This window comes from Paraburkholderia sp., assembly GCF_024281035.1.
Classification (GTDB): domain Bacteria; phylum Pseudomonadota; class Gammaproteobacteria; order Burkholderiales; family Burkholderiaceae; genus Paraburkholderia.
The window spans coordinates 152,941-177,097 of record NZ_JAMXLH010000066.1; the positions used below are offsets into that span (position 1 = coordinate 152,941).

At 64.6% G+C, this 24,157-nt stretch carries 23 protein-coding genes and 1 tRNA gene; 11 read left to right on the forward strand and 13 right to left on the reverse strand.

Annotated features, from left to right (window positions below; genetic code table 11):
* Positions 1–164 precede the first annotated feature (164 nt).
* The 3 genes from Q0L30_RS21945 to Q0L30_RS21955 all read left to right on the forward strand — a co-directional run bounded on the left by Q0L30_RS21945 (position 165) and on the right by Q0L30_RS21955 (position 3,080).
* A complete protein-coding gene (locus tag Q0L30_RS21945; protein WP_296661753.1) occupies positions 165–1,424 on the forward strand; it encodes an MFS transporter in 1,260 nt (419 codons plus the stop codon).
* 280 nt (positions 1,425–1,704) lie between these two features.
* Positions 1,705–2,190: an adenosine-specific kinase gene (locus Q0L30_RS21950; RefSeq protein WP_296661754.1), complete on the forward strand. Its 486-nt coding sequence runs from the start codon at positions 1,705–1,707 to the stop codon at positions 2,188–2,190.
* 17 nt (positions 2,191–2,207) lie between these two features.
* The gene (locus tag Q0L30_RS21955) at positions 2,208–3,080 is read left to right on the forward strand and encodes a DUF4922 domain-containing protein (RefSeq protein ID WP_296661755.1); all 873 of its coding nucleotides are present in this window, start codon (positions 2,208–2,210) and stop codon (positions 3,078–3,080) included.
* Between the two features lie 33 nt (positions 3,081–3,113).
* On the opposite strand, the gene Q0L30_RS21960 is transcribed toward Q0L30_RS21955, so the two are convergent.
* The 7 genes from Q0L30_RS21960 to alaS form a co-directional block, all read right to left on the reverse strand.
* Positions 3,114–3,830 carry an ABC transporter ATP-binding protein gene (locus tag Q0L30_RS21960; RefSeq protein WP_296661756.1) on the reverse strand — a complete coding sequence of 239 codons (717 nt, stop codon included), beginning with the start codon at positions 3,828–3,830 and terminating at the stop codon, positions 3,114–3,116.
* Positions 3,827–4,579 carry an ABC transporter ATP-binding protein gene (locus Q0L30_RS21965; protein ID WP_296661757.1) on the reverse strand — a complete coding sequence of 251 codons (753 nt, stop codon included), beginning with the start codon at positions 4,577–4,579 and terminating at the stop codon, positions 3,827–3,829. The genes Q0L30_RS21960 and Q0L30_RS21965 overlap by 4 nt, the downstream gene beginning before the upstream one ends.
* On the reverse strand, positions 4,576–5,853 hold the full coding sequence (locus tag Q0L30_RS21970) for a branched-chain amino acid ABC transporter permease (protein ID WP_296661758.1): 1,278 nt from the start codon (positions 5,851–5,853) through the stop codon (positions 4,576–4,578). The genes Q0L30_RS21965 and Q0L30_RS21970 overlap by 4 nt, the downstream gene beginning before the upstream one ends.
* On the reverse strand, positions 5,846–6,784 hold the full coding sequence (locus tag Q0L30_RS21975; RefSeq protein WP_296661759.1) for a branched-chain amino acid ABC transporter permease: 939 nt from the start codon (positions 6,782–6,784) through the stop codon (positions 5,846–5,848). The genes Q0L30_RS21970 and Q0L30_RS21975 overlap by 8 nt, the downstream gene beginning before the upstream one ends.
* A 46-nt stretch (positions 6,785–6,830) precedes the next feature.
* Complete coding sequence (locus tag Q0L30_RS21980) at positions 6,831–7,295, reverse strand: thioesterase family protein (protein ID WP_296661760.1); 465 nt, start codon at positions 7,293–7,295, stop codon at positions 6,831–6,833.
* Positions 7,296–7,447: 152 nt separating this feature from the next.
* Positions 7,448–7,978: an NUDIX domain-containing protein gene (locus Q0L30_RS21985; RefSeq protein WP_296661761.1), complete on the reverse strand. Its 531-nt coding sequence runs from the start codon at positions 7,976–7,978 to the stop codon at positions 7,448–7,450.
* A gap of 192 nt (positions 7,979–8,170) precedes the next feature.
* A complete protein-coding gene (gene alaS, locus Q0L30_RS21990) occupies positions 8,171–10,795 on the reverse strand; it encodes an alanine--tRNA ligase (protein WP_296661762.1) in 2,625 nt (874 codons plus the stop codon).
* Positions 10,796–11,309: 514 nt separating this feature from the next.
* On the opposite strand from alaS, the gene Q0L30_RS21995 reads away from it, so the two are divergent.
* A complete protein-coding gene (locus Q0L30_RS21995; protein ID WP_296661763.1) occupies positions 11,310–12,530 on the forward strand; it encodes a CaiB/BaiF CoA-transferase family protein in 1,221 nt (406 codons plus the stop codon).
* Positions 12,531–12,636: 106 nt separating this feature from the next.
* On the opposite strand, the gene Q0L30_RS22000 is transcribed toward Q0L30_RS21995, so the two are convergent.
* A complete protein-coding gene (locus tag Q0L30_RS22000) occupies positions 12,637–13,212 on the reverse strand; it encodes an alpha/beta hydrolase (RefSeq protein ID WP_296661782.1) in 576 nt (191 codons plus the stop codon).
* 175 nt (positions 13,213–13,387) lie between these two features.
* On the opposite strand from Q0L30_RS22000, the gene Q0L30_RS22005 reads away from it, so the two are divergent.
* Positions 13,388–15,106, forward strand: coding sequence for a glutamine--tRNA ligase/YqeY domain fusion protein (locus Q0L30_RS22005; protein WP_296661764.1), 1,719 nt, complete (start codon positions 13,388–13,390; stop codon positions 15,104–15,106).
* A 168-nt stretch (positions 15,107–15,274) separates the two neighbouring features.
* Here Q0L30_RS22005 and Q0L30_RS22010 read toward each other — a convergent pair whose 3' ends face one another.
* The 3 genes from Q0L30_RS22010 to Q0L30_RS22020 form a co-directional block, all read right to left on the reverse strand.
* Positions 15,275–15,718: a hypothetical protein gene (locus Q0L30_RS22010; protein WP_296661765.1), complete on the reverse strand. Its 444-nt coding sequence runs from the start codon at positions 15,716–15,718 to the stop codon at positions 15,275–15,277.
* A gap of 276 nt (positions 15,719–15,994) precedes the next feature.
* The gene (locus Q0L30_RS22015; protein WP_296661783.1) at positions 15,995–16,444 is read right to left on the reverse strand and encodes an NUDIX hydrolase; all 450 of its coding nucleotides are present in this window, start codon (positions 16,442–16,444) and stop codon (positions 15,995–15,997) included.
* Positions 16,445–17,061: 617 nt separating this feature from the next.
* Positions 17,062–17,325, reverse strand: coding sequence for a hypothetical protein (locus Q0L30_RS22020; protein WP_296661766.1), 264 nt, complete (start codon positions 17,323–17,325; stop codon positions 17,062–17,064).
* Positions 17,326–17,583: 258 nt separating this feature from the next.
* Here Q0L30_RS22020 and Q0L30_RS22025 point away from each other — a divergent pair, with 258 nt between their 5' ends.
* A complete protein-coding gene (locus tag Q0L30_RS22025; protein WP_296661767.1) occupies positions 17,584–17,763 on the forward strand; it encodes a hypothetical protein in 180 nt (59 codons plus the stop codon).
* A 225-nt stretch (positions 17,764–17,988) separates the two neighbouring features.
* On the opposite strand, the gene Q0L30_RS22030 is transcribed toward Q0L30_RS22025, so the two are convergent.
* Together Q0L30_RS22030 and Q0L30_RS22035 are read right to left on the reverse strand one after the other, a co-directional pair.
* Positions 17,989–18,065: transfer RNA gene (locus Q0L30_RS22030), tRNA-Arg, on the reverse strand.
* Positions 18,066–18,167: 102 nt separating this feature from the next.
* Positions 18,168–18,998, reverse strand: a complete 831-nt coding sequence (locus tag Q0L30_RS22035; RefSeq protein WP_296661768.1) for an undecaprenyl-diphosphate phosphatase — start codon at positions 18,996–18,998, stop codon at positions 18,168–18,170.
* A gap of 361 nt (positions 18,999–19,359) precedes the next feature.
* On the opposite strand from Q0L30_RS22035, the gene Q0L30_RS22040 reads away from it, so the two are divergent.
* The 5 genes from Q0L30_RS22040 to Q0L30_RS22060 all read left to right on the forward strand — a co-directional run bounded on the left by Q0L30_RS22040 (position 19,360) and on the right by Q0L30_RS22060 (position 23,922).
* A complete protein-coding gene (locus Q0L30_RS22040; protein WP_296661769.1) occupies positions 19,360–20,271 on the forward strand; it encodes an aldose epimerase in 912 nt (303 codons plus the stop codon).
* A gap of 180 nt (positions 20,272–20,451) precedes the next feature.
* Positions 20,452–21,183: a peptidoglycan DD-metalloendopeptidase family protein gene (locus Q0L30_RS22045; RefSeq protein WP_296661770.1), complete on the forward strand. Its 732-nt coding sequence runs from the start codon at positions 20,452–20,454 to the stop codon at positions 21,181–21,183.
* A gap of 606 nt (positions 21,184–21,789) precedes the next feature.
* On the forward strand, positions 21,790–22,098 hold the full coding sequence (locus tag Q0L30_RS22050; protein WP_296661771.1) for a DUF2288 domain-containing protein: 309 nt from the start codon (positions 21,790–21,792) through the stop codon (positions 22,096–22,098).
* Positions 22,095–23,447, forward strand: coding sequence for an MATE family efflux transporter (locus Q0L30_RS22055; protein WP_296661772.1), 1,353 nt, complete (start codon positions 22,095–22,097; stop codon positions 23,445–23,447). The genes Q0L30_RS22050 and Q0L30_RS22055 overlap by 4 nt, the downstream gene beginning before the upstream one ends.
* Positions 23,448–23,748: 301 nt before the next feature.
* Complete coding sequence (locus Q0L30_RS22060) at positions 23,749–23,922, forward strand: hypothetical protein (protein WP_293034602.1); 174 nt, start codon at positions 23,749–23,751, stop codon at positions 23,920–23,922.
* Positions 23,923–24,157: the final 235 nt, after the last annotated feature.

The following is a 24,157-nucleotide window of genomic DNA, read 5'->3' on the forward strand; positions in this document are numbered from 1 at the left end:
TGCAGTAAGCGGCTGCGGATGTCCGATTCTCAACAAATAATGTCCGGACTATTCGTGCGAGACACATTACACTCCCGTTCATAACTCTTATACATGTCCATTTCGTGCCGTTGCCGACGCCCTTGGGGCGCGGTGCCCGCACGAATACTCCTGCGATTTACAACATGGAAACGAGCCTCAAGAAGGGTGCCCTTGCGGGCGCCGCGCCATCGGCGTCCGCGGCCTCCGCTACATCCGCCGCGCAGCAGCCCACGATCTATTCGGTCCTCGGCGCGATCAGCTTTTCGCACCTGATCAACGACATGATCCAGTCGTTGATCCTCGCGATCTATCCGATGCTCAAGGACAGCTTTTCGCTGTCCTTCACCCAGATCGGCCTCATCACGCTCACCTACCAGCTCACGGCGTCGATGCTGCAGCCGGTCGTCGGCACCTATACCGACAAGCGTCCGATGCCGTATTCGCTGCCCGTCGGCATGGGCTTCACGCTGTGCGGCCTGCTGCTGATGTCGGTGGCGTCGAGTTTCACCGTGCTGCTCTGCGCAGCCGCGCTCGTGGGCTGCGGCTCGTCGGTGTTTCATCCGGAGTCGTCGCGCGTCGCGCGCATGGCCTCGGGCGGCCGTCACGGGCTCGCGCAGTCGCTCTTCCAGGTGGGCGGCAATGCGGGCACGTCGCTCGGGCCGCTGCTCGCCGCCGCGATCGTCATTCCGCACGGCCAGCGCAGCATCGCGTGGTTCTCCGTCGCGGCGCTCGTCGCAATCTTCGTGCTCACGCGGATCGGCCGCTGGTACAAGTCGCATCCGAACATGAAGAAAAAGCGCGTCGCGCCCCCGCACGCCGCGCTCTCGCGCGGCCGCGTCGCCATGGCGCTCGGCGTGCTCCTGCTGCTCGTGTTCTCGAAGTACTTCTACCTCGCGAGCATCAACAGCTACTTCACGTTTTATCTGATCGACCGCTTTCACCTGAGCGTGCAGGCCGCGCAGATCCATCTGTTCGTGTTCCTCGCAGCCGTCGCGGCGGGCACGATCATCGGCGGACCGGTAGGCGACCGCGTCGGCCGCAAATACGTGATCTGGGTGTCGATTCTCGGCGTCGCGCCGTTCACGCTGCTCCTGCCCTACGCCAACCTGTTCTGGACCAGCGTGCTGACCGTGATCATCGGCCTCGTGCTGGCTTCCGCGTTCGCGGCCATCCTCGTCTACGCGCAGGAACTGATTCCGGGCAAGGTCGGTACGGTCGCGGGCCTCTTCTTCGGCCTTGCGTTCGGCCTCGGCGGCATCGGCGCGGCCGTGCTCGGCCAGCTCGCGGATGCCACGAGCATCGGCTTCGTCTACAAGGTCTGCTCGTTCCTGCCGCTGATCGGCTTGCTGACCGTGTTCCTGCCCGATGTCGAAGGCAAGCGCGTGAAGAAGGCCGCTGCTTGAGTGGCGCCTGATTGCTGACTGAGTGAGCGCACCGCGTGCGCGATGAACGGCCGGACGCCTCGCGGCGCCGGCCGTTTTGCTTTTCTGGCGGCCAGCGCGCTTGCAGGTCGTGCTGTACTGTACTGCGCCGCGCTGCACCAGGCTTGAGCCCGTTCCGGTTCGCGCGAATAATAGGGCTCCCGCGGCAGCGTCCTGACCCGCACGACCCGCCCGGCGCGCTGCCCCCAGAATCAACGACTGCGTCAACCACTGCACCACCCACTGCCCAAAGAGGCCCGCCATGCAACTGTCCACGGTAGAGATCGTCAAGCCCGAAGCCGCCAACTTCATCCTCGGCCAGTCGCACTTCATTAAGACCGTCGAGGATCTGCACGAAGCCCTTTACGGCACGGTGCCCGGCATCCGCTTCGGCCTCGCGTTTTGCGAAGCGTCCGGCAAGCGACTCGTGCGCCGCTCGGGCACCGACGATGCGCTCGTCGAACTCGCCACGAGCAATCTTCAGCGCATCGGCGCGGGACACAGCTTCATCGTGTTTCTGGGCGACGGTTTCTTCCCCGTGAACGTGCTCAACGCGATCAAGGCCGTGCCGGAGGTGTGCCGCATTTTCTGCGCGACGGCCAATCCCACCCAGGTACTCGTGGCCGAGACCGATCAGGGGCGCGGCATCGTCGGCGTCGTGGACGGTTTTACGCCGCTTGGCGTCGAAGCCGAAGAGGACGTCAAATGGCGCCGCGACCTGTTGCGCGCCATCGGCTACAAGGCCTGAGCGCGATGCCGCCCCTCATGGCAGACTCCACCTCGCTTGGCGCGGCCATCGCGCAACGCAGCGAACACGCGCTGCGTTGCGGCGCGTTGCTCCCGATCGCAACGAAGCGCACGGTGATCGAAGACGGCGGCGTGCGCTTCGTGGTGCGCGAAGTTTCGAGCCTCGCGCGCAAGGAAGCCGCAACAAGCGCGCCGCACACGCCACATGCAGCCGATCCGTTCCTGCCGTACGAACCCGATCTCTTCGTCGCCGATCTCTCCAGCACGCACGTGGCGCTGCTGAACAAGTACAACGTGATCGCGCATCATCTGCTGATCGTGACGCGGCGTTTCGAGCCGCAGCAAGCGTTGCTCGATCAGACAGATTTCGCGGCGCTCTGCACGGCGCTGCACGCGATAGACGGGCTCGGCTTTTACAACAGCGGGCCCGAGGCGGGCGCGAGCCAGACGCACAAGCATCTGCAGGTGGCACCGCTGCCGCTCGACGAAAGCACGGCAACCGTGCCGGTAGAAACGCTGTTCGATTCGGCGCACTTCGTAGGCGGCATCGGGACCGTGCCGGGGCTGCATTTCCGGCATGCATTCGCAAGGCTCGATCTCGCTGGCGAAGATGCGGCAGCGCGCATGACGGGCTGCTATCGCGCGCTGCTCGACGCCGCCGGAATCGGCTCGCGCGACGTGCAAGGCGTCGCCCATCAAGCCATGCCGTACAACCTGCTCGTGACGCGCCGCTGGATGCTCGTGGTGCCGCGCGCGGCCGAGCGCGTGGAGGGCATTTCGGTGAATGCGCTCGGCTTTGCCGGTTCGCTCTTCGTGCGCGACGCCGCGCAACGGGAAGTGCTCGCGCAGATCGGGCCGATGGCCGCGCTCGCACGCGTCGCGCTTCCGTAGGTTCGCTGCGGGTGCGGTACAAGCGTGAGTGGCTCAGCCGATGCCGAGCCACTCGCGCACCACGTCCTCACGCGCCGCCAGTTCGCGCGGCGTACCGTCGAACACGATGCGCCCGTGCCCCATCACCGCGACGCGATCGGCGAGTTCCGGCGCAAGCGCGAGTCGCTGCTCGATCAGCAGCACCGCAACACCGCGCTCGCGCAACGTGCGCAGACATTCGCCGACGCGCACGATCATCTGCGCGGCAAGTCCCTCAGTCGGTTCGTCGACGATCAGCAGATCCGGATCGCCCACCAGGGCGCGCGCGAGCGCGAGCATCTGCTGCTCGCCGCCCGAGAGGACGCCCGCGCGCGCGGCGCGCCGCTCGCGCAGGATCGGAAAAAGCGTCCACGCATCCTCGATGCCGAAGCGCGCGCGGCGTGCGCGCCCTGTGAATCGGGTGACGCCGAGCCGTAGATTCTCCTCCACGCTCAAATCCGGAAACACGTCGCGCTGTTCCGCGACGTAACCGAGCCCGAGCCGCGCGATCTCGAAGGTGCGCAGGCCGTCGAGCGAACGCCCCGCGAACATACGCGCACCCTCGGTGCGCACAAGCGACATCAGGGCTTTCGCGAGCGTCGAGCGGCCCGAGCCGTTGCGCCCCGCGAGCGCGACGATCTCGCCCGCGCCGACGCGCAAATCCACGCCATGCAATACCTGGCTCGCGCCGTACCACGCCCGCAGACCCGCGATGTCGAGCAGCGCACTCATGATGCGAACCCGCTGCCGAGATAGGCGTCGCGCACGGCGGCATCGGCGCGGATCGCATCGGGCGTCCCGGTCGCAATCACACGGCCCTGCACGAGCACCGACACGCGGTCGGCGAGGCCGAACACCGCGTCCATATCGTGCTCGATGACGAGGAGCGTCTTGCCCGGCGTCACCGTGCGGATCAGTTCGATGGCACGGGCGCTTTCCGCGCGATTCATGCCTGCGGTCGGTTCGTCGAGCAGCAGCGTATGCGCGCCGCCCGCGAGCGCAAGGCCGAGATCGAGCGCGCGTTGCTCGGCATAACCGAGCATGCCTGCAGCGTGCTGCGCGACCGATGCAAGGCCGATCGCCTCAAGCACTTCTGCGGCGCGCGCATCGACGTCGCGCGAGCCGAACCAGCGCTCGACACACCCCGCCCAGCCGCGCCGCGAGGCCAGCACCGCGCAACGTACGTTGTCGAAGACGGAGAGCCGCGCGAACACGCTCGTCGTCTGGAAACTGCGTGCGAGCCCGCGCCGGGCGACCGCGGCGGACGATAGACGTGTCGTGTCGACGCCGTTCAGTTCGATGCGGCCCGCACTCGCGCGGCGCTCGCCCGCGATCAGACTGAAGAGCGTCGATTTGCCCGCGCCGTTCGGGCCGATCAGCGCGTGACGCTCGCCCGCGCGCACGGCGAGATCGACGCCGCGCAATATCGGCGTCGCGCCAAACCTTTTTTCGATGCCGCGAAGCTGGAGCATGTCGCTCATCGCGTGTTCTCCTGCACATCGAGCGCACGCGCCAGATCGCGCGCTCGATACGCGCCCGCCACAGCGAACGCCGCCAGCACGACAATCGCGCCCGCGAGCCACCACGCGCCGCGCGGCGTCAATGACGCGAGCCATGCACCGGGATCGGCATCGCGCAAGCGCACGGCGTACGCCCATTGCAGGGCGAGCACGAACGCGAGTGCACCGCTTGCAACCGCGAACGCACCCGCGGCCCACGCGCGCATACCGCGCCGCCAGCCATGCCGTGCGATCCACGCTCGCTGGCGCGCGACGAAACCTGCAAGCCCATCGGGCGCGGCGAGCACTACAGCGATGAAAAAGAGCCCCACGTAGAGCATCCAGGCGCGCGTGACGCTCGCGATGCCCACGCTGAACGCGACCCACACGAGCGCGCCGAGCACCGGGCCGAAGAACGACGCCGTGCCGCCCGTGACAGTCGCGATCAGCACGGCGGCCGAGCGCATCATGCCGACGCTCTCGGCGGCGGCCAGTTCGATGTTGATGAGCGCAAGCGTACCGGCCACGCCCGCGAAGCCCGCGCTCCACACGATCATCGCGGCTCGCGCGCGCGCAGGTGCGACGCCAAGCGCGGCCGCGCGCACCGGGTTGTCGCGCACGGCGTTCGCAAGCCGTGCGAACGGCGTACGCGAGAGTGCGAACATCGCCGCGCTCGCGAGGAGACACCACGCGGCGATGACACAGTACGCCTGAAGATCGGAGCCGAAGGTCCAGCCCGCCCAGGCGGGCCCGCTCGCGCGGTCGATACCGACGCCCGCCTCGCCGCCGAACGCGCCGGGCAACGCCCACGCGGCCGCCGCGACGAGTTCGCCGAGCCCGAGCGTGATCATCGCGAACGCGGTGCCCGCGCGGCGCGCGGCCACGAGCGCCGTCAACACGCCGAAGGCCGCGCCGCCGAGGCCGCCCACGAACGGCAACAGCGGCAGCGCCATCGCATAGCGGTTGAACAGATGCGCGGCCACAAACGCACCGATCCCCGCGGGCGCGGCGTGGCCGAACGAGAGCAGCCCGGTTCCCCCGAGCAGCAGGTTGTATGAAAGCGCGAAAACGATCATCGTCGCGGCCTGCGCGAGACACGCGAGCAGCCAGCCCTGGGACATGCGCGCGGGCAAGATCAATGCCGAGACCAGCGGCGGCACGACGAACAGCGCGACGAGCGCGAGCCACGGCGCGCACGCCCGCCAGCGCGCGGCGGGTCGCCTCCTGCAGGTCACGGTCGCGAGCGGTTCACGCATCGTCGCCACGTTGTCCGAAGAGGCCGCGCGGCCGCACTGCGAGCATCACGACGAGCAGCAGATACGGCAAAAGCGGCGCGGCCTGTGCGAGCGTGAGTGCACACCATGCGGGCGAGATCGCCACGCCCCATCGTGCACCGAGTGCATCGAGCGACACATTGCTCGCCACGGCAAAGGTCTGCAGGCAGCCCACCACGAGCGACGCGACAAACGCACCGGACAACGAGCCGAGTCCGCCCGTCACGACGACCACGAACACGATCGAGCCGAGCGATTCGGCCATCGCGGGCTCGACAACAAAAACCGGCGCGGCGACTGCGCCCGCGAGCGCCGCGAGCGCGGTGCCGAGCGCAAACACGAGCGTGCGCACGCGCGGCACGTCATGGCCGAGCGCCTCAACCGCCTGCGCGTGCGTGAGCGCCGCGCGCACGATGAGACCGGTCTTCGAGATGCGCAGCACGGCCCAGAGCGCGCCGAGCATGACGATGGAGACGGCCATCGTGAACGCGCGATAGCGCGAGAAAACCGCGCCGCCGAGCGCGAAGAGCGGACCGTCGAGCACGGCGGGCATCGTCGCGGCGAGCGGTTCGAGTCCCCACGCGAGCTTGACGAGTTCGCCGATCACATAAGCGGCGCCGAACGTGAGCAAAAGCGCGTTGAGCGCGGTGCCGGCCCGCACGCGGCGCAGCAGCGCGCGTTCGAACCACGCACCGGCGAGCCCGGCCACGAGTGGCGCGAGCACGAGCGCCCAGCCAAAGCCGAGTGACGATGCAAGGGTCACGCCCAGATACGCGCCGAGCATGTAGAAGCTCGCGTGGGCGAAATTGAGCACGCCGAGCATGCTGAAGATCAGCGTGAGTCCGGCGGACAGCATGAAGAGCAGCAGACCGTAGCTGATGCCGTTCAGTGCGTCGATGGCGAAGGTCTGCACGAAAGACGCCCTTTGCTCGCTGTGCGGCGGTGCGAAGGCGAGGCGCTCAGCCGCGCGTTGCTTCGTCGGCAGGCACGACGACGAGCCGCGCGAGCGCGGCATGCAGCGCCGCGGGCAGCGCGTCGACCGGGCGGCGCGTCGCACGGTCGACATAGACGTGCACGAAGTGGCCCTGCGCGGCAGGCTGCGCTTCTCCCTCGCGAAAGAGGCCGACTTCGTAGCGCACGCTCGACGCACCCAGCCGCGCGACCCGCAGACCCGCTTCGACGCGCTCCGGAAACACGAGCGGCGCGAAGTAGTTGCACTGCGTTTCGACGACGAGGCCGATCGTCGTGCCATGCTCGATATCGAGCACACCCTCGCGAATCAGATACTCGTTCACGACGGTATCGAAGTAGCTGTAGTAGACAACGTTGTTCACGTGGCCGTAGACATCGTTGTCCATCCAGCGCGTGGTGATGGGCAGGAAGTGAACGTAATCGGTGCGGGCAAGGGCGACGGGTCGGTTCATCGGGAACGGGGCGAAGGGTTTTGGGGTGAGTTTCGGGGCGAGTTTCGGGGCGGATTTCGTGGCGAATTTCGTGGCGAATTTCGTGGCGAATCTTCGTGGCGAATCTTCGTGGCGAATCTTCGTGACGATGACAACGGTATGGGCGGCGGGCGTCAATCCCCGGGCCGCTCGACGAATTCGAACGGTAGCCCACGGCGGCGCATCCATTCGCCGAGCGCCTGGCCCGTGCCCGCGCGCCACGGACGCAGCTTTGCAGGTTCGACGAGCCGGTATTCGAGCAGTTCGGGCGACAGCGCAATCGTACCGGACGCGCGAACGTGATACGCGATGATCAGCTCGTTCTTGCGAATGAACTCATAAACGCCGATGAGTTCCGTGCTCTCGGTGTGCAGCGCCGTTTCCTCGAGGACTTCGCGTGCGATGCCCTCCTCGGGCGTCTCGCCGTTTTCGAGGAAGCCGGTGATGAGCGCGAACACGCCCTCGGCCCAGGCCGCATTGCGCGCGAGCAGCACGCGCCCTTCGTATTCGACGATCGCCGCGACAACGGGTAGCGGATTGTCCCAGTGGACGTAACCGCACTCGATATCCGGGCAGGCGAGCCGCACGCGGCCGCCTTCGTGTGCCGCGTCCGTGCGCTCGGTGAGCCGCGACGCGCAACGTGGGCAAAACTGGTATTCGCTCATGGATGGTTCGCTGTGGATCGCGCGCGGGCACAGGGCACGCGCACCAAGCGGCTATTGTAGAGCGCGATCGGCACGACCGTTCAAAAGCCAAACCTCGGCCCCAACCCCAATCTCGCGCCCAAAACAAAAGGGCCGCCCTCGCGAGCAGCCCTTCTTTACGTCGATCGGCCGATCAGCCGACCGGTTCGCGCGTTACAGCTTCGCTTCGACCCAGCCCTTCACGCCCGCGAGCGCGGCCGGCAGATTCGCCGGCTCGGTGCCGCCCGCCTGCGCCATGTCGGGACGGCCGCCGCCCTTGCCGCCCACTTGCTGGGCGACGAAGTTCACGAGTTCGCCGGCCTTGACCTTCTTGCTCGCTTCGGCGGTCACGCCCGCGATCAGGCTCACCTTGCCGCCTTCGACAGCCGCCAGCACGATCGCCGCGCTCTTGAGCTTGTCCTTGAGCTTGTCGACGGTTTCGCGCAGCGTCTTCGCGTCCGCGCCTTCGAGCGTCGCCGCCAGCACGTGCACGCCGCCCACTTCGACAGCCTGGCCCGCGAGTTCGTCGCCCTGGCTCGACGCGAGCTTCGACTTCAGCGCGCCCAGTTCCCTCTCCAGCGACTTCACCTGGTCCTGCACCTGCACGATGCGCTGCGTGAGTTCCGACGGCTGCGCCTTGAGCGCCGCGGCTGCCGCGTTGATGCGCGCATCGAGCTCCTGCACGTAGCGCACGGCGTTGTCGCCCGTAATCGCTTCCACACGGCGGATGCCCGCGGCCACGCCGCCTTCCATCACGATCTTGAAGAGGCCGATATCGCCGCTGCGACTCACGTGCGTGCCGCCGCAGAGTTCGCGCGAGAAACCGAGGTCGAGCACGCGCACTTCGTCGCCGTACTTCTCGCCGAAGAGCGCCATCGCGCCGCCCTTCACCGCGTCGTCGAACGACATCACGCGCACGATGCCCGGCGCGTTCGCGAGCACTTCGGCATTCACAATGCCTTCGACGCGGCGGATTTCGTCGTCCGTCATCGGCGCGTTGTGGGCGAAGTCGAAGCGCGTCTTCTCGGGGTCGACGAGCGAGCCCTTTTGCTGCACGTGCGAACCGAGCACTTCGCGCAGCGCCTTGTGCATCAGGTGCGTCGCCGAGTGGTTGCGCGCCGTGCGGGCGCGGCGGACCGCGTCGATTTCGCCCTTCACGATGTCGCCGACCTTCAGCGCGCCCTGCTCCAGCGTGCCGTGGTGGCCGATCACGTCGGCCTGGACCTTGAGCGTGTCCGCCACCGCGAAGCGCATGCTCGCGTTCGAAATCACGCCCTGGTCGCCCACCTGGCCGCCCGACTCGGCGTAGAACGGCGTGTGGTCGAGCACGACCACGGCGTCCTGGCCGGTTTTCACTTCGTTGACCGACGCGCCGTCGACGTAGAGCGCGACGACCTTCGCGTCGTCGAACACGATCTCTTCGTAGCCGTGGAACGTGGTCTTCGCGCCCGAGTATTCGAGGCCCTGCGCCATCTTGAACTTGCCCGCCGCGCGCGCCTGCTCGCGCTGGCGCGCCATCGCGCCGTCGAACGCTGGCTCGTCGACGCTCACCTCGCGCTCGCGGCACACGTCCGCCGTGAGGTCGAGCGGGAAGCCGTACGTGTCGTGCAGCTTGAACGCGAGTTCGCCGTCGAGCACCTTGCCGCCCTTCGCGGCGAGATCGGCCAGCGCGCCTTCGAGGATCGACATGCCGTGCTCGATCGTTTCGAAGAAGCGCTCTTCTTCCTGACGCAGCACGTCGGTCACGCGCTGTTCGGCGTCCTTCAGTTCCGGATAGGCCGCGCCCATTTCCGCGACGAGGTCGCCCACGAGCTTGTGGAAGAACGCGCTCTTCTGGCCGAGCTTGTAGCCGTGCCGGATCGCGCGGCGCACGATGCGGCGCAGCACATAACCGCGGCCTTCATTGCCGGGGATCACGCCGTCGACGATCAGGAACGCGCAGGCGCGGATGTGGTCGGCGATGACCTTCAGCGAGTTGTTCGTGAGGTCGGGCGTGTTGGTTTCGCGCGCAGCGGCCTTGATGAGGTTCTGGAACAGGTCGATCTCATAGTTGCTGTGCACGTGCTGCAGCACGGCCGCGAGACGCTCCAGACCCATGCCCGTATCGACGCACTGCTTGGGCAGCGGCGTCATGTTGCCCTGGGCATCGCGGTTGAACTGCATGAACACGAGATTCCAGATCTCGATGAAGCGGTCGCCGTCCTCTTCGGGCGATCCCGGGGGGCCGCCCCAGATTTCCGGGCCGTGATCGTAGAACACTTCCGAGCACGGGCCGCACGGGCCGGTGTCGGCCATCTGCCAGAAGTTGTCGGATGCGTAGCGCGCGCCCTTGTTGTCGCCGATGCGGATGATCCGCTCGGCCGGAACGCCGATTTCCTTCGCCCAGATGTCGAACGCCTCGTCGTCTTCCTTGTAGACGGTCACCGTGAGCTTCTCGGCCGGCAGCCCGTAGACCCTGGTCAGCAGCTCCCAGCAATAGTGGATCGCGTCGCGCTTGAAGTAGTCGCCGAACGAGAAGTTGCCGAGCATCTCGAAGAACGTGTGGTGGCGCGCCGTGTAGCCCACGTTTTCGAGGTCGTTGTGCTTGCCGCCCGCGCGCACGCTGCGCTGCGCGGTGGTCGCGCGCGAGTACGGACGCGACTCGGCGCCGAGGAACACGTCCTTGAACTGCACCATGCCCGAGTTGGTGAAGAGCAGCGTCGGGTCGTTGCCCGGCACGAGGCTCGACGAGCGCACGATCGTGTGGCCCTTCGATTCAAAGAACTTGAGGAATTTCTCGCGGATTTCAGCGGCTTTCATGGCGTGCTTTGGAGGCGTCCTGTGCGTATGTCCTCGCCCCGGGACCGGCATGCCGCGCGCGTGGCGCCGACGTGACGGCCGGACAGCGTTCTGGTTTTCTATCGGAGTATGGCTTGCATTCGTTCCGGTCCGACCGGTGGCGTTGCGGGTTCTTGCGAACCGGTTGGAAGCGGTTCGCGGCCGTATCGGTCGCCGGGAATCGGTCGATTATACGGGATCGAAGCGTGATCGAAGCAGGCGCGCGGCGGCGCGGCCGGGCTGACTTGCGGCGCGACCCTGTCGCGTGCCAATCCGGCGCCGAATGCTCGACGAATGCACGGCAGCTGAACGGTAAATGGACGAAGCCCGTGAGCGAAATCCGCCCGGCTTATCGACTTGCCGGTCGCCGAAGTTCCGCTACGCGAAACACTGTACCGAAATTCACACTACCACTACCGGATCGCGTAAGATGCCGAAATCGGCCGCGCGCAAGGTAACGGGCGGCCAACCGCACAACAACCTTGGACGACACCGCATGGGCGCTCTCAGCCATATCCGCGTACTGGACCTCACCCGCGTGCTCGCGGGGCCGTGGTGCGCGCAGACCCTCGCCGACTTCGGCGCCGACGTGATCAAGGTGGAGCGCCCCGGCGCGGGCGACGACACGCGCCACTGGGGTCCCCCGTACCTGAAGACGCCCGACGGCAAGGACACGGCCGAAGCCGCCTACTATCTCGCCGCGAACCGCAACAAGCGCTCGGTGAGCGTGGATATCTCGACGCCCGAAGGCCAGCGCATCGTGCGCGAACTCGCGGCACAGAGCGACGTCGTGCTGGAAAACTACAAAGCCGGGCAACTGAAGAAATACGGACTCGACTACGAATCGCTGCGCGCCGTGAAGCCGGACCTCATCTACTGTTCGGTGACGGGTTTCGGCCAGACGGGCCCGTACGCCGCGCGCGCGGGCTACGACTTCATCGTGCAGGGCATCGGCGGCTTCATGAGCATCACCGGCGAGCGCGACAGCCTGCCGGGCGGCGGCCCGCAAAAAGCGGGCGTCGCGATCGCGGACCTCATGACCGGCATGTACGCGACCATCGCCGTGCTCACGGCGCTCGCGCACCGCGACCGCACGGGCACGGGCCAGTACATCGACATGGCGCTGCTCGACGTGCAGGTGGCCATGCTCGCGAACATGAACTCGAACTACCTCGCGAGCGGCAAGCCGCCCGTGCGCTGGGGCAACGCGCATCCGAACATCGTGCCCTACCAGGCCTTCCAGACGAGCGATAGCTGGATCATCCTCGCCGTGGGCAACGACGGGCAGTTCCGCAAGTTCGTCGAAGTGGGCGGAAAGCCCGAACTCGCCGACGACGAGCGCTTCGCGACCAATCCCGCCCGCGTGCGTCACCGCGATACGCTCGTGCCGGTCGTCGCCGACATGGTCCGCTCGCGCACCAAGGCCGACTGGATCGCCGCGCTCGAAGCCGCAGGCGTGCCGTGCGGGCCGATCAACGATCTGTCTGAAGTGTTCGAGAACGAACAGGTCATCGCGCGCGGGATGCAGGTGGATCTGCCGCACCCGTCGGGCGCGACGGCAAGGCTCGTGCGCAACCCCATCCGCATGAGCGAAACGCCGCCGCGCGTGGAGCGCCATCCGCCGACGCTCGGCGAGCACACCGACGCCGTCCTGCGCGACGTGCTCGGCTACGGCGAAGAACAGGTCGCCGCGCTGCGCGGCAAGGGCGTCGTCTGAGCTTGCGCGGCAGCGGCGCGCCGCTGCCCGCTCTACTGCGGCTTCACTGCCCGCTTTACTGCCGCCGCTTTACTGCCCCCGCTTCACTGCCCGCTTAACTGCGGCCTCACTTCGACATCGATTCGAGCCATTCGAGACCCTGCGGCCAGCCGCCGAGGCCGCTTTCGGCGTTGATGTGACCGCGCGGGCCAATGCCGTTCCAGCGGCTGCCCCACGCCTGCGCGCAGCGTTCGGCGAACGGGATGCCGCCGTACGGATCGTCGCTGCTCGCGACGACGATGCTTGCAAACGGCAACGGGACGAGCGGCACCGGATCGAAGCCGTGGGCATCGGCGGGAAACGCTGGGCCGTGCGGATCCGGCACCGCGACGAGAAGCGCCCCCGCGACCTGCGCCACCGCGCCACCTGCACGCGCGGCGCTGGCGTGCCGCGCAGCCCAGTGGGCAATGGTCAGGCAGCCGAGGCTGTGCGCCGCCAGCAGCACGCGAGCGCCCGCCGCGCTCGCCTCGCCCACCGCAGAATCGAGCGCGCGGCACCAGGCATCGCACTCGGGATGTGTCCAGTCGGGCATCTGCACCCGCACGAAACCGGCCCGTTCGTCTTCCCAGCGCGTCTGCCAATGGCCAGGCCCGGAATTCAGATAGCCCGGCAGCACCAGCACGCGTTGTTCTTTCATCGTTATTCCCCGTCAAATACGCCGTGTCACTGCACCGTGGTAGCGCCGGGGCAGCATCGGCGCGTCTAACAAACTGTCAGGGCTTCCTCGCCCGGTTACGTCAGGTAAAATGGGCAGCACACCACCCGGGCGTGTGGATTTTCGTTGAAATCGCGCCCTCGAACGATCTTCCCCTTCTCGCATGAATATCGAACGCAAAGACGCTGACCGCAGCGACGCGCCCGCGGCATCCAACTTCATCCGCAACATCATCGACGACGACAACCGCTCGGGCAAGTGGGGCCAGCGCGTGGAAACGCGCTTTCCGCCGGAGCCGAACGGCTACCTGCACATCGGCCACGCCAAGAGCATCTGCCTGAACTTCGGCGTGGCGAAGAGCTACGGCGGCGTGTGCCACCTGCGCTTCGACGACACGAACCCGGAAAAAGAGAGCACCGAATACGTCAACTCGATCATCGACGCCGTGACGTGGCTCGGCTTCGAATGGAAGAAGGCCGACCAGGAACACCTCTATTACGCGAGCGACTACTACGACAAGCTCTACGCATTCGCCGAACTGCTGATCGAGCGCGGCAAGGCGTATGTCGACAGCCAGAGCGCGGAAGAAATGCGCGCGAGCCGCGGCTCGCTCACGGAGCCGGGCAAGCCATCGCCGTACCGCGACCGCACGCCGGAGGAAAACCTCGCGCTGTTCCGCCGCATGAAGGCGGGCGAGTTCGCCGAAGGCGAGCACGTGCTGCGCGCGAAGATCGACATGGCGTCGCCGAACATCAACATGCGCGACCCCGTGATCTACCGCATCCGCTTCGCGCATCACTACCGTACCGGCGACAAATGGTGCGTGTATCCGATGTACGACTACACGCACTGCATCTCGGACGCGCTCGAAAACATCACGCATTCGCTCTGCACGCTGGAGTTCGAAGACCACCGCCCGCTTTACGACTGGGTGCTGAACGAACTCGCGGACGCCGGCGTCTTCACGCGCCCGCTGCCGCAGCAAATCGAGTTTTCGCGCCTGAACCTGACCTACGCGATCACGAGCAAGCGCAAGCTGCTGCAGTTGGTGAACGAAGGCCACGTCGAAGGCTGGGACGACCCGCGTTTGCCCACCATCGTCGGCGTGCGCAGGCGCGGCTTCACGCCGGAGAGCATCCAGCTCTTTTGCGAGCGCATTGGCGTGACGAAGGTCGATTCGTGGATCGACATGAGCGTGTTCGAAGGCGCGCTGCGCGACGACCTCGACGAGAAGGCGCCGCGCACGACCGCCGTGCTCGACCCGCTCAAGCTCATCATCGACAACTATCCTGAAGGCCAGAGCGAAGACTGCACGGCGCCGGTGCATCCGCACCATCCGGAGCGCGGCCAGCGCACGTTCCCGATCTCGCGCGAACTGTGGATCGAGCGCGAAGATTTCACGGAAACGCCGCCGAAAGGCTACTTCCGCCTGTTCCCGGGCAACAAGGTGCGTTTGCGCTACGGCTACGTCATCGAATGCACGGGTGCGGACAAGGACGAGAACGGCAACGTCGTCGCCGTCCACTGCAACTACTTCCCGGACAGCAAGTCGGGCACCGAAGGCGCGAACAACTACAAGGTGAAGGGCAACATCCACTGGGTGAGCGCAGCGCATGCGTACCCGGCGGAAGTGCGTCTCTACGACCGCCTGTTCCGCGAGCCGCAGCCGGACGCGGGCGGACGCGACTTCCTCGAAGCGCTCAATCCGGACTCGAAGCGTGTCGCCCACGCGTACCTCGAACCGGGCGCACGCAACGCCGCCCCAGAAGACCGCTACCAGTTCGAGCGTCACGGCTACTTCGTGGCGGATCGCGTCGATTCGAAGCCGGGCCAGCCGGTGTTCAACCGCATCGTCGGCCTGCGCGACAGCTGGGCGAAGTAAGTCGGCTCGCGGGTTCACGCGCAAAAGAAAACCTGCTGCGTGAATCGCCGGCCCGCGCCACAAAGGTACGGGAAAGCCGAAGCTGATTCCGAATCAATCCCCCGTAAACATGACGTTTCGGGGGATTTTCCGTTGCGGGAATGATTTGCGGGAGTAATTTGCCGGAGACTACGCCCTGGCTTGAACGGATTGCTCGGGCTGACCGAGCAAGTGCTGGTTGCCTTGTGCCGCGCGCCAGGACACGGTTACCTGACCTTGCGATGGCGTGGCCATCGCAAGACGCTGTTGCCATTCCTCGCGAGCGGCGAGCAACGCGATGACCGACAACGCGACGAACACCACGATCAGCACCCGCGCGACCCATTTCCACATCTGGTTGACCACATTCGGCGAACTGCGCCAGGCAGCAATCAGCCAGAGGATCCACAAGCCGACGCCGACGATGGCGGGCAACCAGTATCCAGGGCTGCGTACATCGAATAAACCGTTCCTTTGACGGTTCAGTAGCAGTATCCAGATAACCTCAAGGACGATCCAAAGCGGTACACCAACCAGCCACCACACCTTCCAGAGCCTCTCCTGTCCGGCCCAAACTCGCTTGAGCGTTTCCATCGCATCTCCTTTAGTCGTGGTTCTCCTTGGCCTGAAGCTACCTGCTGAAGGCCCCCTGCTCTGCGTGCCAACGCACGCATAGTTAGTGCTCGATCCCTAACGCTAAAACCAATCCTCCGAAACAAACTTCCCGAAACGGAGTTTGCGGGAATGGGCGAATCACACTCGTTGCGGCGTCCACTAACACCTTTGCGGTACGGCCAGGCAAATCACGCAACGGCTTTTGTGTTTCCCCCGACCGCCGATGCATCGATACTCCGACACGCCGAGGCACGTTCACAGCGTGCGATGCAGCAGGACGAGCGAGAGCGTCGTCTCGAAGAGACGCGTGAGGCTGCGGCTTGCGAACTGCCCGACCTCGTCCGGCGCGATCCAGCGCCAGGCATCCATTTCGGGGATCATCACGCCGTCTTCGCGGCGCGGGAACCACGACGTGCAGACGCAATGCGAAAGATCAAGTTCATTTGTGAGCGCACGCGCGGCGAACAGGTGCAGGTCTTTGTCGCGGCGATAGACGTAACGCCCCAGATCCCTCAGCCGCGACGAATCGAGCGCGATTCCGGTTTCCTCGACCATCTCGCGCACGGCGCTCTCGGCCTCGGTCTCGCCGGGTTCGCCGTGCCCCTTCGGGATGTCCCAATGGTTCGTGCCGGTTGCATGCGCGAGCAACACACGGCCCGCGGGATCGAGCAGCACGGTGCCGCATGACACGATCTTGCCGTTCACCACGCTCAGTGCACCTTCCGGTCGAGCCACGCGGCCGCCGAGCGCGGCTGCGATACGCTCTTACCGAACCGGGTTCGGGTGGTCATCGAATCTTCTCCTTCATGAGCAATCGGATCGGAAAAAGAATAGCACGCGAGGTTTTTTTCTTGACTGCCGCCGTGCGGGAGTGCGCCTTGTTTTAGGCGAGATTCGGGAATAACCGGCTGCCGCCAACGACAGCTACATTCCTTGCGGTTTGTGCTTATGCAGACTTCAGTTTTGCGGAGATTAAATGCTCTATCGGAGTGCGAATTTTTTTCATTTATGTTTATGTCCCGATTTCGCACATGCAGATTAAACGGCGCAATGAAAAACGCGTGCGCCCTCGCCACTGCAAAGTGGGTGTCTATGAAACGTGCGTAGATGTAGAAAGAATCCGCCGAGATCACGGCGGACCAAATAGCGCGGCAGCAATGGAGGAAATACGAATCGACATGCAGTGGGCCTGAGCGGTCCACTGGTCCCCACTGGCTCGTCGCTATTCGGCTGGACGAGCTGCGCGCCGAAGAGTCAGCGGCAAGGCCGGGCAACGCGTGGCATTGACCGGCCAACGTGCCGCATCACGAGGCTCAAGCGGCTCAACAGGCGAGTACGTCGTCTATGACTCGTTGGCCCGCAATGTAGCCCGTACTCTGCACGTCAGCTACCGTCACAAACGGCTTTCGATTGTCAGACATAAGACGCATCGGTGCGACCGCCGGGCGTGCCGCCCCCATCCTGCCGATGCGCACGACGGCAACAAAGCCGCACGCGGCCAACGAAGCAACGTTACCCGATGACGCCCGCATCGGCTCAGCCTCGACGGTTACGTCAAAGCCTCTGTAGTTGTACATCTTCTTCATCCAGCCCCCACCGAAATTCCGCGCATCAGGCCCAAGAAAGCTCGCCGGGTGCAAGTTTACTGGTTAGCAAAGGCTGTGGATCGGGCTGCGACGCTTGGTATCAGGCCTGCGTCAAAGGGTTAATTCATCCCTAATTTCACGGCGCGTTTGGACGGCCGGGCTGAGGTGGCATGCCACCCTCACCTGTCCGAGGGGAAGCCCGGTGACGAGACACAAATCAGTCGAGAGGAACTACCGGGAGTCGTGAAGGAATTGGCTATGGGCGAGATCAATGCGGCCCGGGACGAACGCACCCGCAAAGGTATCGGATTTCGTTCGCCGGAAATAGAAATATTGGGGATCGTCGAAGAAATTGGATGCAGTGGTGAGCAGGACCGAAGCGGTCAAATCGCGTCCAACTTCGTTGAAGCGGGATGCGTGGGGCACTGGATTCGTTGAAGACTGCAAAAGCGTCGAGAAAACACGCTGGCCGCCCAATGGGCCTGGAAATGGTTGGTTTTTTACGAGGGCAAAATACTTCTCAAAGCATTACCGTTACATCCGGATATTGCCAGCGCAGCTTGACCGTAAGTCCAGGCACACCCTGAGCGCAGTGAACATAGCGACAGGGTGCAATCCAGGCAGTGCTCGAATTGCAGACCCATTGATTTTGGTGGGGAAATCTGGTGCGACAGGAGGGGCTCGAACCCCCGACCCTCGGCTTAGAAGGCCGATGCTCTATCCAGCTGAGCTACTGTCGCGTAAGCGCGTGCCTGGCGCGCCGCCTCCCGCATGTGCAGAAGTACGGGCGCTGGATTATACCTTGATCGACCTGCGCCGGTCGTGCCTCGGCGTGCGCGGTTTCAGACCGGTTGCTGATGCAGCATGAACCAGCCGAGGCAAATCGCGCCCGCAATGACACAGTACACGCCGAACGACGCGAGGCGTCCACGACCTTCGAAATAGCGCATCAGGAACCGCACGCTGAGCCACGCAGCGATGCCCGTGAGCACGCCGCCCACCACAGCCGTCATCAACTGGTCGCGTGCGTGAAAGAGCTTGGGCAGTTCGAGCAGGCCCGCGGCGAAGATAATCGGCGTGCCGAGCAGGAACGAAAACTCGGCGGCCTTCTCGGCCGTAAGACCCGCGGCGTTGCCCGCGATCATCGTGAGGCCGCTGCGCGAGAAACCCGGAATCAACGCGCCGATCTGCGCAAGACCGACGAGAAACGCCTGGCGGAACGTGAGCTTCTCGGGTGCGCGATGCATGCGCGCGCGCTGCAGCCGGTCGCCGAACCACAGCAGCACGCCGTTGATCATGAGCGCAGCCGCGACGATGCGCAGGTCGTGGAAGAGCGTCTCGATGCGCTTTTCCAGAACGAGGCCGACAAGACCCGCAGGAATCGTACCGATAATAAGCGCCCACATCATGTGCCCATCGTCGCTCTTGTGGCCGGCGAGCGAGCCGATAAAACCGCGGATCAACGCAACCCAGCGCTCGCGGAAATACCAGAGCAGCGCGACCGCTGTGCCGAGATGCAGCGCGACGAGAAACGGCAGCAGTTGTGGCGCATGTTTGTCGATGTGCATGCCGAAGAGCGCCGGCACGAGCAGCGTATGGCCGAGACTGCTCACGGGAAAGAGTTCGGTGACGCCCTGCAGTACGCTCAGAGACAATAGAAACCAGAGACTCACTCGCAGATCCTCGAAATGGGTAGACATGGCGCCGGACCGCAACGCTGACGGTGCGACGAAGCGCCCCGATTATGCCGGGGCAGTACCGCAGCGCCAAGTAGAGAGGCGCATTTGTCGAGAAATTTACGGCGCCGCAACAATTTCTAACGAAGCCGCGCGATGATGCCGGGGCGTGATCGCTGAATATGAATTCCGGCAAACCTGGTCAACGCGCAGGCTGGATGTCTCGCACCTTACGCGCGCATTACCGACGAGGGTTTCCACGCTTCGGAAAGCGGCGCACAATCCGCGTTCATAGCCGATTCATAGCCGGTTTATAGCCGAGTCGCGGCCCCTTTTCACGTCATCCACACGCCAGGCCATGGAATCACGCCCTCCGCAGGACATCATCGAACTCTCCAGCGGCGCTTCGACGTTGCGTTTCGCCCCGTGGGCGGGCGGCCGCCTGCTCTCATGGCATATCGACGGTCGACCGGTCATCCACTGGCCCGAGCACGCGAACTGGAGCCAGCCGGCACGCATTCGCGGCGGCAACCCGCTGCTGTTCCCGTTTCTCGGGCGCCATCGTGTCGATGGACAGATCGGGCGCTGGCGCGACGCGCAAGGCGTCGTGCGTGACTTGCCGATGCACGGTTTCGCGCGCGACCTGCCTTTTTCGACGCAAATCGACGACGACGGCCACGGCGTCCGCATGACGCTTACCGATTCAGCGGCCACGCGCGCAGGCTATCCGTTTGCGTTCCGTTTCGAAGCCGCTTACCGCCTCGTCGACGAGCGCACGCTCGAGGTGTCGCTGACGACAACCAATACTGGCTCAGCGCCGCTGCCCTGGTACGCTGGCCACCACTTTTACTTCGCGCTGCCGCATGCACAACGCGCGCAGACCACGCTGGAACTGCCGCCCACCACGCGCCGGCATCAGTTACCCGATGGCTCGATCAGCGCTGCGGAACCGGGGGAAGCGCAATACCGGCTCGATGATCCGGGCATTGTCGACCGCTTCCACATCCTCACTCCGACGCCGCCTTCTGCTCCGGTACGCATGGTTGCGCCGGCGCTCCGCCGCAGCGTCGCGATCGACCTCGACCGGCCCGACTCGCTGCCGTGGTATGCGGTGACGACGTGGACCGAGGCAGACGACTCCGACTTCTACTGCATCGAACCGTGGCTCGGTCTGCCGGATGCGATCCATAACGGCCTCGGTCTGCGCTGGCTCGCACCCGGCGCTTCGGAGACAGGCGTTCTGCGAATCAGCGTGGATGCGCTCGCCTGACGCGCGCATCGCGCCCCTTCAGGCTCTGCTCGTGGCCATCTGTCAGCCATCCTGATGCACGACCGCTTGCGCCTGAGGTTCGACGGTTTGCGCAGGGGGTAAACCCGTTAAAATCAGACGATTGCCAACGCGGAATCGCCGCACGGCAAGCTCTTGCGGGGTTCGAGGTTGACAAAAACAATGTTGGCAAAAAGGATCAGACGGGGAATCGGGCAACTCGCGTGTGCAACGCTCGTCGCGCTGGTCGCCGCGTGCGGATTGCCGCCGGTCGGGCCGGGCTTCTATCGCGTGGAGTCCGGCGACACGGTGAGCAAGATTGCCCGTGACAATCGGCAATCGGTGCAGAACATCGTGCGCTGGAACGGCCTGTCGAACCCCAACGCTATCGAAGTCGGCCAGGTCCTGCGCGTAGCGCCGCCTGCGAGCACGTCTACAGCAGCGGCACCGGCAGCGGCAGCCGCAACGGCCCCCGCGCCGCGCGCGAGCCGCTCCGCGCGGCCCGCTGCACCCGACGCCCCGCCGAGGCCAACGGCCGTTCCCGCAACATCCATTTCGCTCATCTGGCCCACGAACGGCAAAGTGATTCGCACGTTCGACGGCCGCGATTCGAAGGGAATCGACATCGTCAACGCTGCGGGCACGCCGGTGGTCGCGGCAGCGGCCGGGAGGGTCGTCTATGCGGGCAACGGCTTGCGCGGATATGGCAACCTGCTGATCGTCAAGCACAACGGCGACTACCTCACCGCGTACGCGCATAATCAGGCGCTGCTCGTCAAGGAAGGGCAAGCGGTCACGCAGGGCCAGCAGATTGCGCAGATGGGCGCCAGCGACAACGATCGCGTGATGCTCCATTTCGAACTGCGTTACCAGGGCCGATCGATCGACCCGGCACGCGAACTGCCGCCACGTTGAGTACGCCGCTACACTTCCGATAAATAAAAAAAAGCCCGGCATGGTGCCGGGCTAACGGGGGTTTGGCGCATTTCGGCAAAGGACCGGTTTACCATGCGCCGAAACGGAATCTATCAACGGCCTGACATCGCTGCAATCTTTTAATTCTCTCGAAAATGTGTCGCGGCGCACCGATTATGAAACGCGCGGACGTTTTTATGGACTTAGGCGATCAAAAGAATGCGAGCGCACATGGATAACCCATACGAAATGCAGATTACAAATACGATACAGATTACAGCAAGATCATGATTCAATTGATTTTTATATTCATCTGAGAATGCCATTAAGGTGTCCGCGGCAGGTCTTTTTCACCCGGTTGGAAGCCATTGATAGCGCCAGCTTCAAGCGCACAGTTTTTAGTGGGCAAGCGCACGTATAAAGTCATTTAGCTGGAAAGTGCACACGAGATTGAAGCACTTTCATTTGCGCCGGTTTGCTTCTGATTAAATCTGGAATATCTCAGATATTAATATTATGGTTCGTGCGGCGACGCTGCGCCAACCGCCCGCTCGCGACGACCTCCCAATCGTTTATAGTATCGGCCGCAACCGTTTTTCATTGACCATGACTACTCCCGACGCCACGCCCAGTCAGCTGTACACCAAGCTCCTCGGCGAAACAGCCAAAATCGACTGGCAAGATCTCGAACGTTTTTTCGCGCAGGGCAAGCTGCTTTCGGTGGCACGCGATCTCGATCTCGTCAGCATCGCCGAGGCCATTGCCAGCGATGACGCCGAACGCGTCACGCAATGGCTGTCGTCGGGGCTCGTCGAACGGATGCAAGCCGCCACCGCAGCCGACTACGCCGTGCGCAAGCCGGAGCTGTGGGCGGTCGTCGTCTCGCCGTGGGTCTGCGTGCAGGAACGCGGTTGAGCGGAGACGTCCCGCTCCCGACGCAGCGCGGATTGCATCGGCGTGTCCTGACGCTCGCGTTTCCCATTGTCCTCGCCAACCTTACTCAGCCGATTCTCGGCGCCGTCGACACGGCGGTAGCCGGCCATCTGGGCAGCGCGGCAGATCTCGGCGGCGTGGCGCTCGGCGGGCTGTTCTTCAACTTCGTGTTCTGGGGCTTCGGCTTCCTGCGCATGGGCACGACCGGACTCGTCGCACAGGCATTCGGCGCGGGCGACCGCATCGGCCTGCGCGCCAATGTTGTTCGCGCGTTGTTGCTGGCATTCGCGATCGGCGCTGTGATCCTGCTCGTGCAAGCGCCTTTGATCCGCTATGCACTCGCATTGATCGGCGCAAGCGGCGAGGTGCAGCGTAACGCGCAGGCGTACTGCGAGGCGCGCATCGGCGCCGCGCCGTTCGCGCTCGCAAACTATGTCGTACTGGGTTATCTGCTCGGTACGCAGCGCGTACGTCTCGCACTCGCGGCTCAGGTGTTCGTCAACGTCGCGAACGTGATTGCGGTGCTGCTGTATGTGTACGGGCTCGGCTGGGGTATTGCGGGCATCGGTGCGGCCACGGCCACCGCAGATGCGCTCGGCTTCGTGTTCGGCGCCGTCGTGCTCCGCTATCAGCTACCGCGCGGGTTACTGCGGCTGCGCCTCGATAGCGTCCTCGAACCCGCTGCGCTCGGGCGTCTCGTCGCGATCAATCGCGACATCTTTCTGCGCACGATGTGCCTGCTCGGATCCTTCGGGTGGTTCGCGCATATCGGCGCGAAGCAAGGCGACGCTATCCTCGCCGCGAACGCCCTGCTCCTGAATTTTCAGACTTTCATGGCGTACGGGCTGGATGGCTTCGCCCATGCTGCTGAGGCGCTCGTCGGCGCCGCAATCGGCGCGCGCGATCGCGACGCATTCCACCATGCGGTGAAGGTCAATCTATTCTGGTCTGTACTCGGTGCGCTCGCGTTCTCGGCGACTTACTGGGTCGCCGGAAGCTGGATCATCGAGCAACTGACCAACCAGGCCGATGTGCGAACCGCTGCGGAGCGTTTTCTGCCTTGGGCAGCACTGTCACCGCTTGTGTCGGTATGGGGTTTCTTGCTCGACGGTGTATTCATCGGCGCGACACGCACACGCGAGTTGATGCGCTCGATGGCAATATCGCTCGCCGTATTCCTCGTCACGTCGTGGACGCTGGTCGGCACATTCGGCAACCACGGCCTGTGGGCTGCCCTGCTCATCTTCATGGCCGTACGCGGCTTGACGCTCTCGCCACTGTTGCCGCGCATTGCCGACGCAATCCGTCCTGCCACTGCGCAACCGCAATAAGACGATTCACGCGCGGTTATTGAGCGGGCGGCAGGTTGTCGATCATCATCGGCGGCCGGTCGTCGGTGGGGACACCGTGATAGTCCGGAGGATCATGCGGCGGCGGTCCGCCGTGCCTGGTCGCAGTATTATCGGCGCACGCCGAAAGCAAAACGGCCACTGCGGCCGCCAGAAGAACACGAAACATCGGGTCCGATCCTTTCAAAATTATTTCGCTTTGCCGCCTTGGTACAGCACGCTATTTTTTCCGACTCGCGGCTGTCCTAAGATAGAAAAATGGCCGCAACCAAAGGAGGCTGCCATGGATGCCGAAAGTATTGCGGGCCTGATCGGACTGGCCGTCGGTCTACTGGTGCTGCTTGCACTATCGATCTACGAATCCCGAGCCTACCGCAAGGAACACGAGGGCGAAGGCATGATGCATCACTGGCTTGCTGTGCATCACGTGCTTGACCGGGTGCACCGCAAACACTGAAGCACCGTGCGCGGGTGGACGAACCGCGCAAACCGCAGCCCAACGCGACCTGCGCCGCTGGTCGCCGAGGAGCGTTTTGTCTCGCGGACCTTAAAATCGTCGCTTTTTCAGGCGTAAACGCCAAAACCCCGGCGCTCAGGGAGACACCGGGGTTTCGGATACAGCATAAGGAGCCTGACGATTACCTACTTTCACACGGGCAATCCGCACTATCATCGGCGTGGAGTCGTTTCAC

What these genes read in the sequence shown, in the direction of transcription:
- Q0L30_RS21945 (WP_296661753.1), top strand. Translation starts at nt 165, where the DNA reads ATGGAAACGAGCCTCAAGAAGGGTGCCCTTGCGGGCGCCGCGCCATCG.
- Q0L30_RS21950 (WP_296661754.1), top strand. Translation starts at nt 1,705, where the DNA reads ATGCAACTGTCCACGGTAGAGATCGTCAAGCCCGAAGCCGCCAACTTC.
- Q0L30_RS21955 (WP_296661755.1), top strand. Translation starts at nt 2,208, where the DNA reads ATGGCAGACTCCACCTCGCTTGGCGCGGCCATCGCGCAACGCAGCGAA.
- Q0L30_RS21960 (WP_296661756.1), bottom strand. Translation starts at nt 3,830, where the DNA reads ATGAGTGCGCTGCTCGACATCGCGGGTCTGCGGGCGTGGTACGGCGCG.
- Q0L30_RS21965 (WP_296661757.1), bottom strand. Translation starts at nt 4,579, where the DNA reads ATGAGCGACATGCTCCAGCTTCGCGGCATCGAAAAAAGGTTTGGCGCG.
- Q0L30_RS21970 (WP_296661758.1), bottom strand. Translation starts at nt 5,853, where the DNA reads ATGCGTGAACCGCTCGCGACCGTGACCTGCAGGAGGCGACCCGCCGCG.
- Q0L30_RS21980 (WP_296661760.1), bottom strand. Translation starts at nt 7,295, where the DNA reads ATGAACCGACCCGTCGCCCTTGCCCGCACCGATTACGTTCACTTCCTG.
- Q0L30_RS21985 (WP_296661761.1), bottom strand. Translation starts at nt 7,978, where the DNA reads ATGAGCGAATACCAGTTTTGCCCACGTTGCGCGTCGCGGCTCACCGAG.
- alaS (WP_296661762.1), bottom strand. Translation starts at nt 10,795, where the DNA reads ATGAAAGCCGCTGAAATCCGCGAGAAATTCCTCAAGTTCTTTGAATCG.
- Q0L30_RS21995 (WP_296661763.1), top strand. Translation starts at nt 11,310, where the DNA reads ATGGGCGCTCTCAGCCATATCCGCGTACTGGACCTCACCCGCGTGCTC.
- Q0L30_RS22005 (WP_296661764.1), top strand. Translation starts at nt 13,388, where the DNA reads ATGAATATCGAACGCAAAGACGCTGACCGCAGCGACGCGCCCGCGGCA.
- Q0L30_RS22010 (WP_296661765.1), bottom strand. Translation starts at nt 15,718, where the DNA reads ATGGAAACGCTCAAGCGAGTTTGGGCCGGACAGGAGAGGCTCTGGAAG.
- Q0L30_RS22020 (WP_296661766.1), bottom strand. Translation starts at nt 17,325, where the DNA reads ATGAAGAAGATGTACAACTACAGAGGCTTTGACGTAACCGTCGAGGCT.
- Q0L30_RS22025 (WP_296661767.1), top strand. Translation starts at nt 17,584, where the DNA reads ATGGGCGAGATCAATGCGGCCCGGGACGAACGCACCCGCAAAGGTATC.
- Q0L30_RS22040 (WP_296661769.1), top strand. Translation starts at nt 19,360, where the DNA reads ATGGAATCACGCCCTCCGCAGGACATCATCGAACTCTCCAGCGGCGCT.
- Q0L30_RS22045 (WP_296661770.1), top strand. Translation starts at nt 20,452, where the DNA reads ATGTTGGCAAAAAGGATCAGACGGGGAATCGGGCAACTCGCGTGTGCA.
- Q0L30_RS22050 (WP_296661771.1), top strand. Translation starts at nt 21,790, where the DNA reads ATGACTACTCCCGACGCCACGCCCAGTCAGCTGTACACCAAGCTCCTC.
- Q0L30_RS22060 (WP_293034602.1), top strand. Translation starts at nt 23,749, where the DNA reads ATGGATGCCGAAAGTATTGCGGGCCTGATCGGACTGGCCGTCGGTCTA.